The following is a 13,272-nucleotide window of genomic DNA, read 5'->3' as shown; positions in this document are numbered from 1 at the left end:
GCGGGAGGGTGCAGGGAGGGCAGCGCCCTCCCTGCAATCACCAGCGCCGACTTCAGCCCTCTCAGGCCGTCCGGTCCCCACCCTGCCCTGTCAGTGCCGCCTGGGCCGCGGCGAGGCGGGCGACGGGGACGCGGTAGGGGGAGCAGGAGACGTAGTCGAGGCCGACGGAGCCGCAGAAGTGGATCGAGGCCGGGTCGCCGCCGTGTTCGCCGCAGATGCCGAGTTTCAGGTCCGGCTTGGTCTTGCGGCCTTTTTCGGCGGCGATCTGCACCAGGGCGCCGACGCCGTCGATGTCGATGGAGACGAAGGGGTCTTTCGGCAGGATGCCCTTTTCGACGTAGAAGGGCAGGAACTTGCCGGCGTCGTCGCGCGAGAGGCCGAAGACGGTCTGGGTCAGGTCGTTGGTGCCGAAGCTGAAGAAGTCAGCGGCTTCGGCGATGCTGTCGGCGATCAGGGCGGCGCGCGGCAGTTCGATCATCGTGCCGACCTGGTAGATGATGTGGTATTTCGTCTCGGCGAAGACTTCCTGGGCGACGCGATCGACCAGGGCGCGCAGGATTTCCAGCTCGCGGCGCAGCGCGACGAGCGGGATCATGATTTCCGGCACCGGCGCCTTGCCGGTTTCCTGGGCGATGGCGATGGCCGCTTCGAAGATGGCGCGGACCTGCATCTCGTAGATTTCGGGATAGGTCAGGCCGAGGCGGCAGCCGCGGTGGCCGAGCATCGGGTTGGCTTCCGAAAGGTCGGCGGCGCGGCGCTGCATGGCGGCGACATCGGCGCCGAGGCTGATCGCCACTTCGGCGATCTCGCTTTCCCGGTGCGGCAGGAATTCATGCAGCGGCGGGTCGAGCAGGCGGATCGTCACGGGCAGCCCCGCCATGATCCGGAACAGCTTGAGGAAATCCTCGCGCTGGAAGGGCAGCAGGCGGGACAGGGCGTCGCGGCGGCCGTCCTCGGTGTCCGCCATGATCATCTGGCGGACGGCGCCGATGCGCTCCGGGTCGAAGAACATGTGTTCGGTACGGCAGAGGCCGATGCCCTCGGCGCCGAACTTCCGGGCGGTCTCCGCATCCAGCGGGGTTTCGGCGTTGGCGCGCACCTTCATCTTGCGCACGCCATCGGCCCATTCCATCAGGGTCGCGAAGTCGCCGGAGAGTTGCGGCTCGATCATCGGCACGGTGCCGGCGAAGACCTCGCCGGTGGCGCCATCGAGCGTGATGGTCTCGCCCGCGTTCAGGCGCTTGCCGCCGGCGGTCAGCGTCTGGCCGGCATAGTCCACGGTGACGGAGCCGGCGCCGGCGACGCAGGGCCGGCCCATGCCGCGGGCGACCACGGCGGCGTGGCTGGTCATGCCGCCGCGGGTGGTGAGGATGCCCTTGGCGGCGTGCATGCCGTGGATGTCCTCGGGGCTGGTCTCGATGCGGACCAGGATGACCGCCTCGCCCTTCGCGGCGCGGGCTTCCGCCTCATCGGCCGAGAAGACGATAACGCCGCAGGCCGCGCCGGGGCTGGCGGGCAGGCCTTTTGCCAAGGCCTTGCGCGGCGCCTTGGGATCGAGGGTGGGGTGCAGGAGCTGGTCGAGCGCCTTGGGGTCGACGCGCTTGATGGCCTCCGTCCGGTCGATCAGCCCTTCGCGGGCCATGTCGACCGCGATCTTCAGGCTGGCGGCGGCGGTGCGTTTTCCGTTGCGGGTCTGCAGCATGTACAGCTTGTTCTGCTGCACGGTGAATTCGATGTCCTGCATGTCCGCATAGTGCTTTTCCAGCTTGGCGCGGACTTCGACGAGTTCCGCGTAAGCCTTCGGCATGACGGTTTCCATGCTGCGCTCACCTGGCTTGGCGCGGGATTCGGCCATGGGCTGCGGCGTGCGGATGCCGGCCACCACGTCCTCGCCCTGCGCATTCACCAGGTATTCGCCGTAGAAGAAATTCTCGCCGGTGGAGGGGTCGCGCGTGAAGCAGACGCCGGTGGCGCAATCCAGGCCCATATTGCCGAAGACCATCGCCTGGACGTTCACGGCGGTGCCCCATTTGGCGGGGATGTCGTGCAGGCGGCGATAGGTGTTGGCGCGCGGGTTCATCCAGCTGCCGAAGACGGCGCCGATCGCGGCCCAGAGCTGGGCGTGCGGGTCCTGCGGGAAGGGCTTGCCGATGACTTCCTCGACCATGTCCTTGTAGCCGGCAACCACGCGGTGCCAGTCCTGGGCGGTGAGGTCGGTGTCCTCGGTGACGCCGGCATCGAGCTTCACATGCTCGATGATCTCCTCGAAGCGGTGATGGTCCACGCCGAGCACGACGGAGCCGAACATCTGGATGAAGCGGCGGTAGCTGTCCCAGGCGAAGCGCGCATCGCCCGAAGCAGCCGCCAGGCCATCCACCGTCGCGTCGTTCAGGCCAAGGTTCAGCACCGTATCCATCATGCCGGGCATGGAGACGCGGGCGCCGGAGCGGACGGAGACCAGCAGCGGCTTGTGGTGGTCGCCGAATTTGGCGCCCACCGCCTGTTCCACCCGGGCCAGGGCCTCGGCGACGGCGCTGCGGAGTTCCGGCGGGTAGGACTGGCCGTGGTCGTAGTAGTAGGTGCAGACCTCGGTGGTGATGGTGAAGCCGGGGGGAACCGGCAGGCCGATGCTGGCCATCTCGGCCAAATTGGCGCCCTTGCCGCCCAGGAGATTCCGCATATCCGCGCGGCCCTCATTGTGGCCGGCGCCGAAGCTGTAGACCCATTGAGTCATGGAACGGCGTTCTCCTGTTTGGACTGTGACGGAGCCCCCAGGGGAGTGGGGGGAGGGCGCCGTGGCTCAGCCTTCGATCCTGGAAAAGTCTGCGACGGTATCCATGCCGCCCCTGAGCCGTGCGAGCAAGCGCAGCCGGTTGGCGCGGGTTGCCGGATCGGCGTCGTTGACGATGACCTTCTCGAAAAACGCGTCGAGCGGGGCGCGGAGTGCGGCCAGCGCCGACATGGCGGCGGCGAAGTTTTCGGCGGCCAGGGCCTGGGCGACGGCGGGTTCGGCCTGGCCGAGCGCGGCGGCGAGCGCCTGTTCCTCCGGCGCCGTCAGCAAGGCCGGGTCCACCGGGCCGACATGGGGACCGTCCTTCTTGTCCTCGATTCGCAGGATGTTGGCGGCGCGCTTGGCGGCGGCGAGCAGGTTGGGGCCATCCGCGCCTTCCACCAGCGCCTGCAGCGCCTCGGCGCGGGCCAACAGGCGCAGCAGGTCGTCCTCCTCCCCGCGCCCGAAGGCGGCGGCGACCAGGTCGTGGCGCGCACCCTCGGCGCGCAGCTGGACGCGGAGGCGTTCGGCGAGGAAGTCGAGCAGCCCGGCGGCAAAGGCGGCGACCATCGGCGGATGGGCGCCGCGGGGGGCGGGCTGCCAGCCGGTCTTCAGCTTGTCCTGCGCCACGGCCATGCCGAATTCCGGATTGGCGGTTTCGCCGAGCGCCTGGGGGAAGCCGAAGAAGGCCTCGGCCAGCGCATCCTCCAACCGCAGCCGCAGCCGGTTTTCCCGGATGATGCGGATGGTGCCGAGAGCCGCACGGCGCAGCGCGAAGGGGTCGCCGGAGCCGGTGGGGCGTTCATCGACCGCGAAGAAGCCGGCCAGCGTGTCCAGCTTGTCGGCCAGGGCGACCGCGATGGCGACAGGTTCCGCCGGCACCGCATCGCCCGGGCCCATCGGCCGGTACTGCGTGCCGATCGCCTCGGCCACCGCCGTGGTCTCGCCCTGGTGCAGCGCGTAGTAGCGGCCGATGGTGCCCTGCAATTCGGGGAATTCACCGACCAGGCCGGAGGCGAGGTCCGCCTTGGCCAGCTTCGCGGCGCGGGCGGCCAATGCCGGGTCGGCGCCCACATGCGGCGCCAGCCAGCGCGCCAGCCGCTCCAGCCGCGCCACGCGCTGTCCCTGGGTGCCGAGCTTCGCGTGGAACACCACGGAGTCCAGCTTCGGCAGGAAGTCCTCCAGCCGCTGCTTGCGGTCCTGGTCCCAGAAGAACCGCGCATCGGACAGGCGCGCCCGCAGCACGCGCTCGTTGCCCGCGATCAGCGTCGCGCCGCCATCGGTGGCGGCAATATTCGCCACCAGCCCGAAGAAGGGCGCCGCTCCGCCATCCGGCTTGACCAGCGAGAAGTAGCGCTGGTTCACCCGCATGGTGGTGCGCATCAGCTCCGGCGGCAGGTCCATGAAGGCGGCATCGATGCGGCCGAGCAGCGGCACCGGCCATTCGACCAGCCCGGCCACCTCCTCCAGCAGCCCGCGATCAGGCACCACGGCGACGCCCTGTTCGGCGGCGAGCTTGGCCAGGCCCTGTTCGATCAGCGCCATGCGCGCGGCGGCGTCCGGCTCCACGAAGCGGGCGCGCAGGCCGGCTTCGTAATCGGCGAGGCCGGTCACGGTGAAGACGCGGTCGGCCGCGGCCATGATGCGATGGCCCTCGGTGAGGTTGCCGCTCGTCATGCCCGGCAGCGCCTCGATGGCAAAGGGCACCACGGCGCCGTCGAGCAGGCACAGGATGCGATGCAGCGGGCGGACCCAGGTGAAGGGGCCGTTCCAGCGCATGGATTTCGGCCAACCGAAGCCGCCGATCAACCCGGGCAGCACCTGCGCCAGCAGCGTGGCGGCGGCGATGGTCTCGCCCGGCTTCTGCAGCACCCAGAAGCCGTTCTGCTCGACCAGCTGTTCCCGCGTGGCGCCGTGCTTGCGGAGGAAACCGTCCAGCGCGGCCGGCGGCGCGGCGGTGCGTGGGCCGCGTTCCTCCTTGCCTTCCGTCGTGACTTCGGCGCGCAGCGTGGCGGACAGGCCGATGCGGCGCGGGCCGTAGAACGGCTTCGGCGCGCCTTCCAGCAGCGGCGCGGCGGCGGAGGCGAAGGCCTTCGCCAGATCCTCGGCACCGCGCGCTTGCATGCGCGCCGGAATCTCCTCGGAGAAGAGTTCGAGCAGAAACTCCGGCATCAGATCGCGGCCTTCACATCGGTCTCGGAAAAATCGGTGCCCTTGAACAGCAGCGGCGCATTGCGCTCCCGCGCCAGGGCATAGGCGAAGCAATCGCCAAAATTCAGCGCGGCCTTATGGCGGCCCTTGCCGAAGCGGTGCCAGCCATCAAAAGCTGCCTGGGCGGCCCGCTCCGTCACCGGCACCACCTCGGCGCGGAGCTCAGCCAGAAGCCCCCGCAGATCAGCAGCCCCCTGGTCCCCATCACGGCCGGTCACCACGATGGTGGCCTCCACCAACGTCGCGGCGGATATCGCCACATGGTCAGCCTGCGTCATGGCATGGCCAAAGGCCTCGAAATCCCGCTCCTTGAAGAGCACCGCCATCAGCGCCGAGGTGTCGAGGATCACTTGGGCAGGCCATTCTCATCATAGAGATCGGAGTGATCGCTCGTGCGGAGATGGGCCGGCGTCCGCGCGGCCACGCGGTCGGCGATCGCCATGATGGCTGCGTAGCGCTGGCGCGCCCTGTCTTCCCTGGCCGCGCGTTCGCTGGCCAGGCGGCTCTGCACCGCCTCCCGCAGCGCCGCGGTGGTGCTGGTGCCCAGAAGCTCCGCCAGCGCCTTCGCATCGGCGATCAGCGCATCATCCTTGATGTTCAACTGGCCCATGGCGCCCTCATGGTAGAATGGCAGGGCATCATGGTAGAAAACGGCCTCAAAGTCACGCGGTCTCGCCCGCGACCCAGGCCTCGCAGCAGCCTTTTGCCAATGCCCGGACGCGGCCGATATAGGCGGCGCGTTCCGTCACGCTGATGGCGCCGCGGGCGTCGAGCAGGTTGAAGCGGTGGGACGCCTTGATGCATTGGTCGTAGGCCGGCAGGGCCAGCGGCGGGTCATAGGCCAGCAGGGACTGGCATTCCTTTTCGGCGTCCGCGAAATGCTGGAACAGCATGGCGGTGTCGGCGCCGGTGAAGTTGTGGTGGCTGTATTCGACCTCGGCGCGGCGGAACACCTCGCCGTACTTCACGCCCCCCCTGCCTTCAACGGCACCGTTGAAATCCAGTTCGTACACATCGTCCACGTCCTGGATGAACATCGCCAGGCGTTCCAGGCCGTAGGTCATCTCGAAGGACGGCACCTCGCAGGTGATGCCGCCGACCTGTTGGAAATAGGTGAACTGGCCCACCTCCATCCCGTCGCACCAGATCTCCCACCCCAGGCCCCAGGCGCCGAGCGTCGGGCTTTCCCAGTCATCCTCGACGAAGCGGAAATCATGCTTCATCGGGTCGAGGCCGAGGTCGCGATAGCTGGCCAGCAGCAGATCCTGCGCATCGGCCGGGCTCGGCTTCATGATGACCTGGTACTGGTAGTAGTGCTGCAGCCGGTTCGGATTCTCGCCATAGCGACCGTCCGAGGGCCGGCGGGACGGCTGCACATAGGCGGCCGACCAGGGCTTCGACCCCAGCGCCCGCAGCGTCGTCGCCGGGTGGAAGGTGCCGGCGCCGACTTCCATGTCGTAGGGCTGCAGGATCAGGCAGCCCTGCGCGCTCCAGAAATTATGGAGGCGCAGGATGATGTCCTGGAAGGAAGGGGGTTTTGCGGACATGCCGGGTACGGGTCTTGCCGGGGAGGTTGCGGCTGTTTCAATACCCCCGCGCCGCCTCCCCCGGCAAGCAAGGGACCCCCGCCATGACCGATGCCGAGCGCCTGATCCGCGCCTATTACGCCGCCTTCAATGCCGGCGACCGCGCCGCCATGCTGGCGTTGCTGACGGATGACGTGATCCATGACCCGAACCAGGGCGCCCGCCGCACCGGCAAACCCGCCTTCACCGCCTTCCTGGCGCAGATGGACGCGGCCTATTCCGAACAGATCGAGGATCTGGTGGTGATGCTGGACGCCACCGGCACCCGCGCCGCGGTGGAATTCACCGTTCGCGGCCAGTATCTGCGGACCGAGGACGGCCTGCCGGAGGCGCGCGGCCAGCGCTACACCCTGCCCGCCGGCGCCTTCCTGGCGATCCGGGACGGCCGGATCGCCCGAATCGCCACGCAGTACAACCTGCCGGAATGGGTCCGTCAGGTCTCCGCCTGAGGGACCGGCTGAGCCACGAAATCCAGGATCAGCCGGGCGAGTTCTCCCGGCGCCTCGATCGGCATCATGTGGCCGCTGCCCTCGATGACGTGCAGCCGGGCGCCGGGGATACCGGTGGCGAGTTCCTCGGATTCCGCCACGCTGCGCAGCGCATCCTGCGCCGCGGCCACCACCAGGGTGGGGCAGGTGATCTCGGCCAGGCGCGTGTCGAAGGCCGGGCGGGACAGATTGGACTGGCGCAGGAACACCGCGCCGCCCAGCCGGTTGCCCATGCCGCGAAGCCGGTCCACCAGCGCCGTGTCGCCGGCGCGGTCCGGGTGCAGGCCGCGGGCGATGGCGGCGCGGCTCATCCCCCGGAAGGCCTGGTCCGGCGCGCGGCCCGCAATGGCGTGGCGGCGGGCCTGCTGGGACGCGCTGTCGCCACGGGCGGAGGTGCCGACCAGCACCAGTGCCCGGACGCGCGCGGGCGCCATCCGCACCACCTCCCGCGCCACGAAGCCGCCCATGGAGAAGCCGATCAGGACGAAACGCTCCGGCGCCTGCGCCAGCACGCGGGCCGCCATGGCCTGCATCGAATCGTCCTGGAACAGGTCGCCATGGTGGATCGGGCCGAGCGGGGCGAGCAGCGGCGCCATCTCGTCCCACAACCCGGCATCCAGCATGAAGCCGGGCAGCAGAACCAGGCTCATGCGCCTGGCCGCTGAGGCTGGGCGGGGCCGGAGGGGAAGCGTGGGAACGTCATGCCCGAGATCATCATCCAATGCATTGCGGGCGGCACAACCGGCCAAAATCGCGGCCCGGTCAAGCGTTCGGGCTGCTGCATTTCGGCCCGGTATTTCAGCCCGGCGCATTCAACCCGGCGGATCGGCCTCCGGCACCCGCGGCAGGTACAGCGTCACGCGGGTTCCGGCGCCGGGGCTGCTTGCCAGTTCCATGCCGCCGCCGACCTCCCGCAGCATGCCATGGACCATGCTGAGGCCGAGCCCGCTGCCCTGGCTCGGCGGCTTGGTGGTGAAGAAGGGCTCCAGCGCCCGCGCCAGCACCTCGGCCGTCATGCCCTGCCCGTTATCGGCCAGATCGATGGCGACATGCGCGCCCGGCGCCACCCCCGGCACCGGCGGCGTGGTGACCTGAAGGTTGCGCGTGGTGATGGTCAGCTGGCCGCCCTGGGGCATGGCGTCGCGCGCATTGAGCGCCAGGTTCAGGATCGCGAGCTCCAGTTGATTACGGTTGGCCCGGGCCAGCCAGAGATCGGCCGCCGCCACGGTGATGACGCGCACGCCCCGGCCCAGGGTGCGGCCCAGCAGCGCCGCCATCTCCGCCAGCGACCGGTTCACATCCACCGGCTCCAGCGCCATCGGCTGTTGCCGGGCAAAGCCCAGCAGCCGGGCGGTCAGGGCGGAACCGCGTTCCACGCTGCGATGCGCCTCGGCCAGCAGGGCCATGGCGTCGGCACCGTTGGTCTGGCGGCCGAGCAGCCTGAGGCAGCCCGCCATGGCCAGGAGCACATTGTTGAAGTCATGCGCCACGCCGCCCGCCAGCTGGCCCAGCGCCTCCATCTTCTGCGCCTGCAGGAGGGAGGCTTCCAGCTGCCGGCGCTGCGTGATGTCCAGCGCCCGGCCGAGAATGCCCTGAACGGTGCCGTCCGCCCCCCGCAGCGTCAGATACACGGCCTCATAGGTCAGGGTTTCGCCGCCATAGGTGATGGTCGGCTCATAGGCATAAGGCTGGCCGCTGGCGCGCACGCGCTCCAGCCCCTCGGTGATGAGGCCGCCGAACGACTCACCCAGCACCTGCACCGGCGTCCTGCCGCGAACATCCTCGAGCCTGACCCCGACGCGGGCCAGTCCGGCCGGATTGATCGCCTCATAGACGAAGCTCCGGTCCGGCGTGACGCGGACCTGGAACAGGCATTCGGGCGAATGGTCGAAAAAGGCTTGCAGGGCGAGGTCGGTGGAACTGCCGTTCGCGGCCGGACCACTTGCCCCGCCCGGTGTCGAGGACTGCGCCCTCGGCCGCGGCGGCTTGGCGGGCCGGGTGGCCAGGAGTGGCCGGAAGGCCTGAAGCGGCCGGAACGCCTGGGGCGGCTGGGGGGCCTGGGGCGGCCGGACCAGCCGGGCCGCAGGCGGCGGCAAGGGTCGCTGCCCGGCTGGGCACCACCGGCCCTCGGCTTCGCAGGCGGCCCGCAACGCCTCCATCCTGGCGGGGGCGCCTGCTCCTTCCGAACCGATTCCCGCCGCATTGCCTGTGATGAGCCGGCGCATGGCGAAACCCGAAGACGTTGAGCAACGAAAGTAGCGTCGCTCCGTTACGATATAAGAATATAAACTTCAGCAGCCCGCCTCAAATTGTTGTGATTCGTACATGGTGCACCCTTCGCCGGACCGTCTTCCGTTCGTCCTGGAACACCGCCACGGGTCCAACTGTCTGTTCCGGCGTGTTTTCCGAGATGTCACGCGAATGTCCCTGGCTTGAACCTGTCCCGGCCGTGGCGGCCAGGGCGTCCGGCGGGGTCGTCTCCTCAACCCTGTAGCGGTCGTCCAGCGCCCCGCTGACCGGCTCAAAAACCTGGACTGTCTCGCCCGCGACCACTGTCTTCCTCTCGGATCAACTCAAGAGTGAACGAGACGTTAATGCGGCACAGGTCGCCGCAGACGGAATGGACCCGCCTACAGCCCCAGCCGCCCCCAGGCCGCCCGGTCCTCCACCGCCGCCATCGCGCCTTCCGCCAGTGCCGCGCCGGAGAATAGCCGCAGCGGCCAGGGCGGGCGGCGGGCGTCGATCGGGACGATCTGCGCCTTGTCGCCATGCCGCGCGCGCAGCTCCGCCGTCACCTCCCCAAGCCGGTCGGCCAGGCCGAGTTCCACCGCGCGCCGGCCGATCCAGAAGCGGCCGCTGAACAATTCGGCCTCCGGCGCCTTCAGCCTCGCCCCGCGCCGCGTGCGGACCCAGTCGCGGAACACCTCGTGCAGTTCGCCCAGCAGCGCCTCCAGCCGCGCCACATCCTCCGGCCGTTCGGGCCGGAACGGGTCGAGGAAGCTTTTCTCGGTGCCTGCGGTGTACATCCGCCGCTGCACACCGATGCGGCCGATCGCCTCCTCCAGCCCGAAGCCGGCGCTGATCACCCCGATGGAGCCCAGGATGCTGGCGGGGTCCGCCACGATCTCATCCGCCGCGCAGGCCAGCCAATAGCCGCCCGACGCCGCGGCATCCTCGACATAGGCGGTGACCTTCACCTTTTTCTTGTCCGCCAGCCGGCGGATGCGCTGCGCCACCAGGCTGGATTGCACCGGCGACCCGCCGGGCGAATTGATCACCAGCGCCACCTCCGCCAGGCGCTTCATGCCGAAGGCACGGTCGATCAGCGGGCCGCTGGCCTGGGCGCTGATGCCCTGGGCGGCGAAGGGGCTGGTGCCGCGGGCGGCGATGGCACCGGACAGGCGCAGCAGGGCGATGCGGGGCGGCTTGGACAGGAAGGGGAGGTTCATGCCCGATAGATGCGCCGCCGCGACAGCCACACAAGCGCCCCCTTCCAAGGGCGCCCCCCGCACGCCATTGTCCCGCCGACATCAGCGAGACACCGATGCCCAAGCCACTCCCCGTTCTGATTGCCGGCGCCGGCCCGGTCGGCATGGTCGCCGCCGCCTATCTGGCGGGGGAAGGCATACCCGTCACCATCGTCGAACAGGCCGAGGCGCTGCCGACCGATCTGCGCGCCTCCACCTTCCACCCGCCGACGCTCGACATGCTGGGCCGCTTCGGCGTGGTGGACAGCCTGATCGAACAGGGCCTGGTCTGCCCGCATTGGCAGTTCCGCGACCGCGCCACCGGCCCGATCGCCACTTTCGACATGGGCGTGCTCTCGGCCGATACGAACCACCCCTATCGCCTGCAATGCGAGCAGTGGCGGCTGACGCAGATGCTGCGGGACCGCATGGCGGCGAACCCGGATGTCACCTTCATCTACGATGCCCGCGCCGCGGATGTGGCGCAGGACGCCGACAGCGTGACGCTGACCATCGAGCGCATGGATGGCAGCACGGAAAGGCTGGCCGGGTCCTACCTGATCGGCGCCGATGGTGCGCGCAGCGCGGTGCGGCGCGCGGTCGGCACGGAGTTCCGCGGCCAGACGATTCCCGAAATCTTCCTGTCGCTGTCCACCACCTTCCCCTTCCATGAGGCGATCCCCGACCTCGCCGACATCTGCTACATCTCGGACCCGGAGGAATGGTTCGTACTGCTGCGCACCGCCTCGCTCTGGCGCGTGCTGTTCCCGACCGATCCGAATGAAACGGACGAGGCGATGACGGCGCCGGCGCGGATGGAGGCGCGGCTGCAGGCGGTGGTGCCGAACCCGAAGGGGTATGAGGTGGTGCACCGCACCGGCTACCGGGTGCATGAGCGCGTGGTGGACGAATACGTCCATGGCCGCGTCTTCCTGGCCGGCGATGCCGCCCACATCAACAACCCGCTCGGCGGCATGGGCATGAATGGCGGCATCCATGATGCCTTCAACCTGGCGGAGAAGCTGGCCGCGGTCTGGCGCGGCGCGCCGCTGGAGACCATGGGCCGCTACGGCCGCCAGCGCCGCAAGGTGGCGCTCGATGTCGTGCAGCAGCAGGCGCTGCGGAACCGGCAGATCCTCAACCAGCGCGACCCCGCCGCCCGCAGCGCCTTCCACGACGAGCTGCGCGCCACCGTCGCCGACCCGGCCCGGCACCGCGCCTATCTGCTGCGCTCCTCGATGATCCAATCCCTGGCAGACCTGGAGACGGTGGCATGAGCGGGCATCCCGAGGCCGAGATCTATCACCGCCAGGGCATGGGCCAGGCCGCCGGCATGGGGAACCGCCCGGCGCTGGTGATCGTGGATTTCGTGGTGGGCTTCGCCGACCCGGCGCATTTCGGCGGCGGCAACATCGCGCCCGCCATCGAACAGACGGTGCATCTGCTGGCCTTCGCGCGCCGCCACCGCTGGCCTGTGGCGCATACCCGCGTGGTCTATGCCGAGGATGGCTCCGATGCCGGCGTCTTCACCCTGAAGGCGCCGTCCCTGCTGAAGCTGACGGAGGCCTCGCCACTGTCGCAGATCGTGCCGGAACTGGCGCCGCGTGCCGGGGAGCATATCGTCCGCAAGCAGGGCGCCAGCGGTTTCTTCGATACCAACCTGGCCAGCTGGCTGCGCTTCCAGGGCGCGGATACGGTGGTTGTGGCGGGCTGCACGACCTCCGGCTGCGTGCGGGCGACGGTGGTGGACAGCCTGCAGCACAATTTCCGCACCATCGTCGCGACGGATTGCGTCGGCGACCGCGCGCTCGGCCCGCATGAGGCCAACCTGTTCGACATGGGCCAGAAATACGCGGATCTGAAGACCCGCGCCGAGATCGAGAAAGCGGCCGGCTGACGATCAGGCCGCGGAGGGCAGGTTCATCCAGCCCGGCACGCGCGGCGTCAGCACGGCACCACCGGCCGAGAGCGTGCCGCCGGCGGCCAGGATATCCAGCCGCAGCAGCGCCAGGCCATGGCCATCCCGGGCCGAGCGCATCTCGCCCACTTCCACGCCATCCCGCAACACGGGCGTGCCGGCCGGCGGCAGGCCACCCTCGACCGTCACCGGAATGATGCGCCGCTTGAGCAGGCCGCGGTATTTGGTGCGGGCCGTCAGCTCCTGCCCCATGTAGCAGCCCTTGGTCCAGGACACGCCGCCGAGCTCATCGAAGGGGCCTTCCAGCAGCACGGACTTCTCCGGCAGCAGGTCGCGCGAGCCATCGGGCAGCCCAAGGCGCAGCCGATGCAGATCGTAATCCGCCTCCGTCGCGTCGGTCAGCACCGATCCGCCGACCAGATGCGTCGCCACCAGCGCGCGCCAGCCGGCTTCCGGCAGCCGGGGGTCGCGCGCAGCAAGCGTGCCGGCTGGCGGGATCGCGCCGCCCCATCCGGCGAGCACCGACAGATCGCTGCAGGCATCGCGCAGCGTCACCTTGGCGCGCAGCTTGAAGCGCGACAGGCGCTGCACCAGCATCGGCACCTGCGCGGCCTCGGCATCCAGCAACAGGCGCTCATCCTCGGCCAGGATGAAGAAATCGGCCAGCCACTTGCCCTGCGGCGTCAGCAGCGCAGCCCAGACCGCCTGGCCCGGGCCGGCAGCGGTGACATCATTGGACACCAGGCCCTGCAGAAAGCCGACCCGGTCCGGGCCCGCCACTTCCACAACGCCGCGTCCGGTCAGGAGAGTGATCGGCATGTCCGCCACATGG

General features: G+C 69.6%; 12 protein-coding genes. 3 read left to right on the top strand and 9 right to left on the bottom strand.

Annotated elements, in window-relative coordinates:
* Window positions 1–61: 61 nt before the first annotated feature.
* The 5 genes from ppdK to Q8S40_RS05205 form a co-directional block, all read right to left on the bottom strand.
* The gene (ppdK, locus tag Q8S40_RS05225; RefSeq protein ID WP_304814078.1) at window positions 62–2,734 is read right to left on the bottom strand and encodes a pyruvate, phosphate dikinase; all 2,673 of its coding nucleotides are present in this window, start codon (window positions 2,732–2,734) and stop codon (window positions 62–64) included.
* A 66-nt stretch (window positions 2,735–2,800) separates the two neighbouring features.
* The gene (gene glyS, locus Q8S40_RS05220; protein ID WP_305669552.1) at window positions 2,801–4,942 is read right to left on the bottom strand and encodes a glycine--tRNA ligase subunit beta; all 2,142 of its coding nucleotides are present in this window, start codon (window positions 4,940–4,942) and stop codon (window positions 2,801–2,803) included.
* A complete protein-coding gene (locus Q8S40_RS05215) occupies window positions 4,942–5,331 on the bottom strand; it encodes a type II toxin-antitoxin system VapC family toxin (RefSeq protein ID WP_305669551.1) in 390 nt (129 codons plus the stop codon). Before Q8S40_RS05215 ends, glyS begins: the two co-directional genes overlap by 1 nt.
* Complete coding sequence (locus Q8S40_RS05210) at window positions 5,328–5,591, bottom strand: type II toxin-antitoxin system VapB family antitoxin (protein WP_304814081.1); 264 nt, start codon at window positions 5,589–5,591, stop codon at window positions 5,328–5,330. The genes Q8S40_RS05215 and Q8S40_RS05210 overlap by 4 nt, the downstream gene beginning before the upstream one ends.
* A gap of 52 nt (window positions 5,592–5,643) precedes the next feature.
* Window positions 5,644–6,528 (bottom strand): glycine--tRNA ligase subunit alpha, encoded by an 885-nt coding sequence (locus Q8S40_RS05205; protein ID WP_304814082.1) that lies wholly within the window; start codon window positions 6,526–6,528, stop codon window positions 5,644–5,646.
* A gap of 83 nt (window positions 6,529–6,611) precedes the next feature.
* Here Q8S40_RS05205 and Q8S40_RS05200 point away from each other — a divergent pair, with 83 nt between their 5' ends.
* The gene (locus Q8S40_RS05200) at window positions 6,612–7,016 is read left to right on the top strand and encodes a ketosteroid isomerase-related protein (RefSeq protein WP_305669550.1); all 405 of its coding nucleotides are present in this window, start codon (window positions 6,612–6,614) and stop codon (window positions 7,014–7,016) included.
* Here Q8S40_RS05200 and Q8S40_RS05195 read toward each other — a convergent pair.
* The 3 genes from Q8S40_RS05195 to Q8S40_RS05185 form a co-directional block, all read right to left on the bottom strand.
* A complete protein-coding gene (locus tag Q8S40_RS05195) occupies window positions 7,001–7,705 on the bottom strand; it encodes an alpha/beta fold hydrolase (RefSeq protein WP_305669549.1) in 705 nt (234 codons plus the stop codon). The two genes, Q8S40_RS05200 and Q8S40_RS05195, sit on opposite strands and share 16 nt — an antisense overlap.
* 162 nt (window positions 7,706–7,867) lie before the next feature.
* Complete coding sequence (locus Q8S40_RS05190; RefSeq protein WP_305669548.1) at window positions 7,868–9,151, bottom strand: nitrogen regulation protein NR(II); 1,284 nt, start codon at window positions 9,149–9,151, stop codon at window positions 7,868–7,870.
* Between the two features lie 534 nt (window positions 9,152–9,685).
* On the bottom strand, window positions 9,686–10,504 hold the full coding sequence (locus tag Q8S40_RS05185; RefSeq protein WP_305669547.1) for a S49 family peptidase: 819 nt from the start codon (window positions 10,502–10,504) through the stop codon (window positions 9,686–9,688).
* A 95-nt stretch (window positions 10,505–10,599) separates the two neighbouring features.
* Here Q8S40_RS05185 and Q8S40_RS05180 point away from each other — a divergent pair, with 95 nt between their 5' ends.
* Complete coding sequence (locus Q8S40_RS05180; protein ID WP_305669546.1) at window positions 10,600–11,799, top strand: NAD(P)/FAD-dependent oxidoreductase; 1,200 nt, start codon at window positions 10,600–10,602, stop codon at window positions 11,797–11,799.
* On the top strand, window positions 11,796–12,419 hold the full coding sequence (locus Q8S40_RS05175) for an isochorismatase family protein (protein ID WP_371136806.1): 624 nt from the start codon (window positions 11,796–11,798) through the stop codon (window positions 12,417–12,419). Before Q8S40_RS05180 ends, Q8S40_RS05175 begins: the two co-directional genes overlap by 4 nt.
* 3 nt (window positions 12,420–12,422) lie before the next feature.
* On the opposite strand, the gene Q8S40_RS05170 is transcribed toward Q8S40_RS05175, so the two are convergent.
* Complete coding sequence (locus tag Q8S40_RS05170; RefSeq protein ID WP_305669545.1) at window positions 12,423–13,259, bottom strand: folate-binding protein YgfZ; 837 nt, start codon at window positions 13,257–13,259, stop codon at window positions 12,423–12,425.
* Between the last annotated feature and the right edge of the window lie 13 nt (window positions 13,260–13,272).

Source organism: Falsiroseomonas sp. (genome assembly GCF_030695085.1).
GTDB lineage: Bacteria > Pseudomonadota > Alphaproteobacteria > Acetobacterales > Acetobacteraceae > Falsiroseomonas.
Note: the sequence above shows the minus strand (reverse complement) of the source record. Positions and strands in the feature narration are given on the sequence as shown.

Excerpts from the sequence above, each read along its gene's own strand:
- Q8S40_RS05205 (WP_304814082.1), bottom strand. The coding sequence starts at position 6,528 with ATGTCCGCAAAACCCCCTTCCTTCCAGGACATCATCCTGCGCCTCCAT.
- glyS (WP_305669552.1), bottom strand. The coding sequence starts at position 4,942 with ATGCCGGAGTTTCTGCTCGAACTCTTCTCCGAGGAGATTCCGGCGCGC.
- Q8S40_RS05195 (WP_305669549.1), bottom strand. The coding sequence starts at position 7,705 with ATGAGCCTGGTTCTGCTGCCCGGCTTCATGCTGGATGCCGGGTTGTGG.
- Q8S40_RS05175 (WP_371136806.1), top strand. The coding sequence starts at position 11,796 with ATGAGCGGGCATCCCGAGGCCGAGATCTATCACCGCCAGGGCATGGGC.
- Q8S40_RS05170 (WP_305669545.1), bottom strand. The coding sequence starts at position 13,259 with ATGCCGATCACTCTCCTGACCGGACGCGGCGTTGTGGAAGTGGCGGGC.
- ppdK (WP_304814078.1), bottom strand. The coding sequence starts at position 2,734 with ATGACTCAATGGGTCTACAGCTTCGGCGCCGGCCACAATGAGGGCCGC.
- Q8S40_RS05210 (WP_304814081.1), bottom strand. The coding sequence starts at position 5,591 with ATGGGCCAGTTGAACATCAAGGATGATGCGCTGATCGCCGATGCGAAG.
- Q8S40_RS05185 (WP_305669547.1), bottom strand. The coding sequence starts at position 10,504 with ATGAACCTCCCCTTCCTGTCCAAGCCGCCCCGCATCGCCCTGCTGCGC.
- Q8S40_RS05200 (WP_305669550.1), top strand. The coding sequence starts at position 6,612 with ATGACCGATGCCGAGCGCCTGATCCGCGCCTATTACGCCGCCTTCAAT.
- Q8S40_RS05180 (WP_305669546.1), top strand. The coding sequence starts at position 10,600 with ATGCCCAAGCCACTCCCCGTTCTGATTGCCGGCGCCGGCCCGGTCGGC.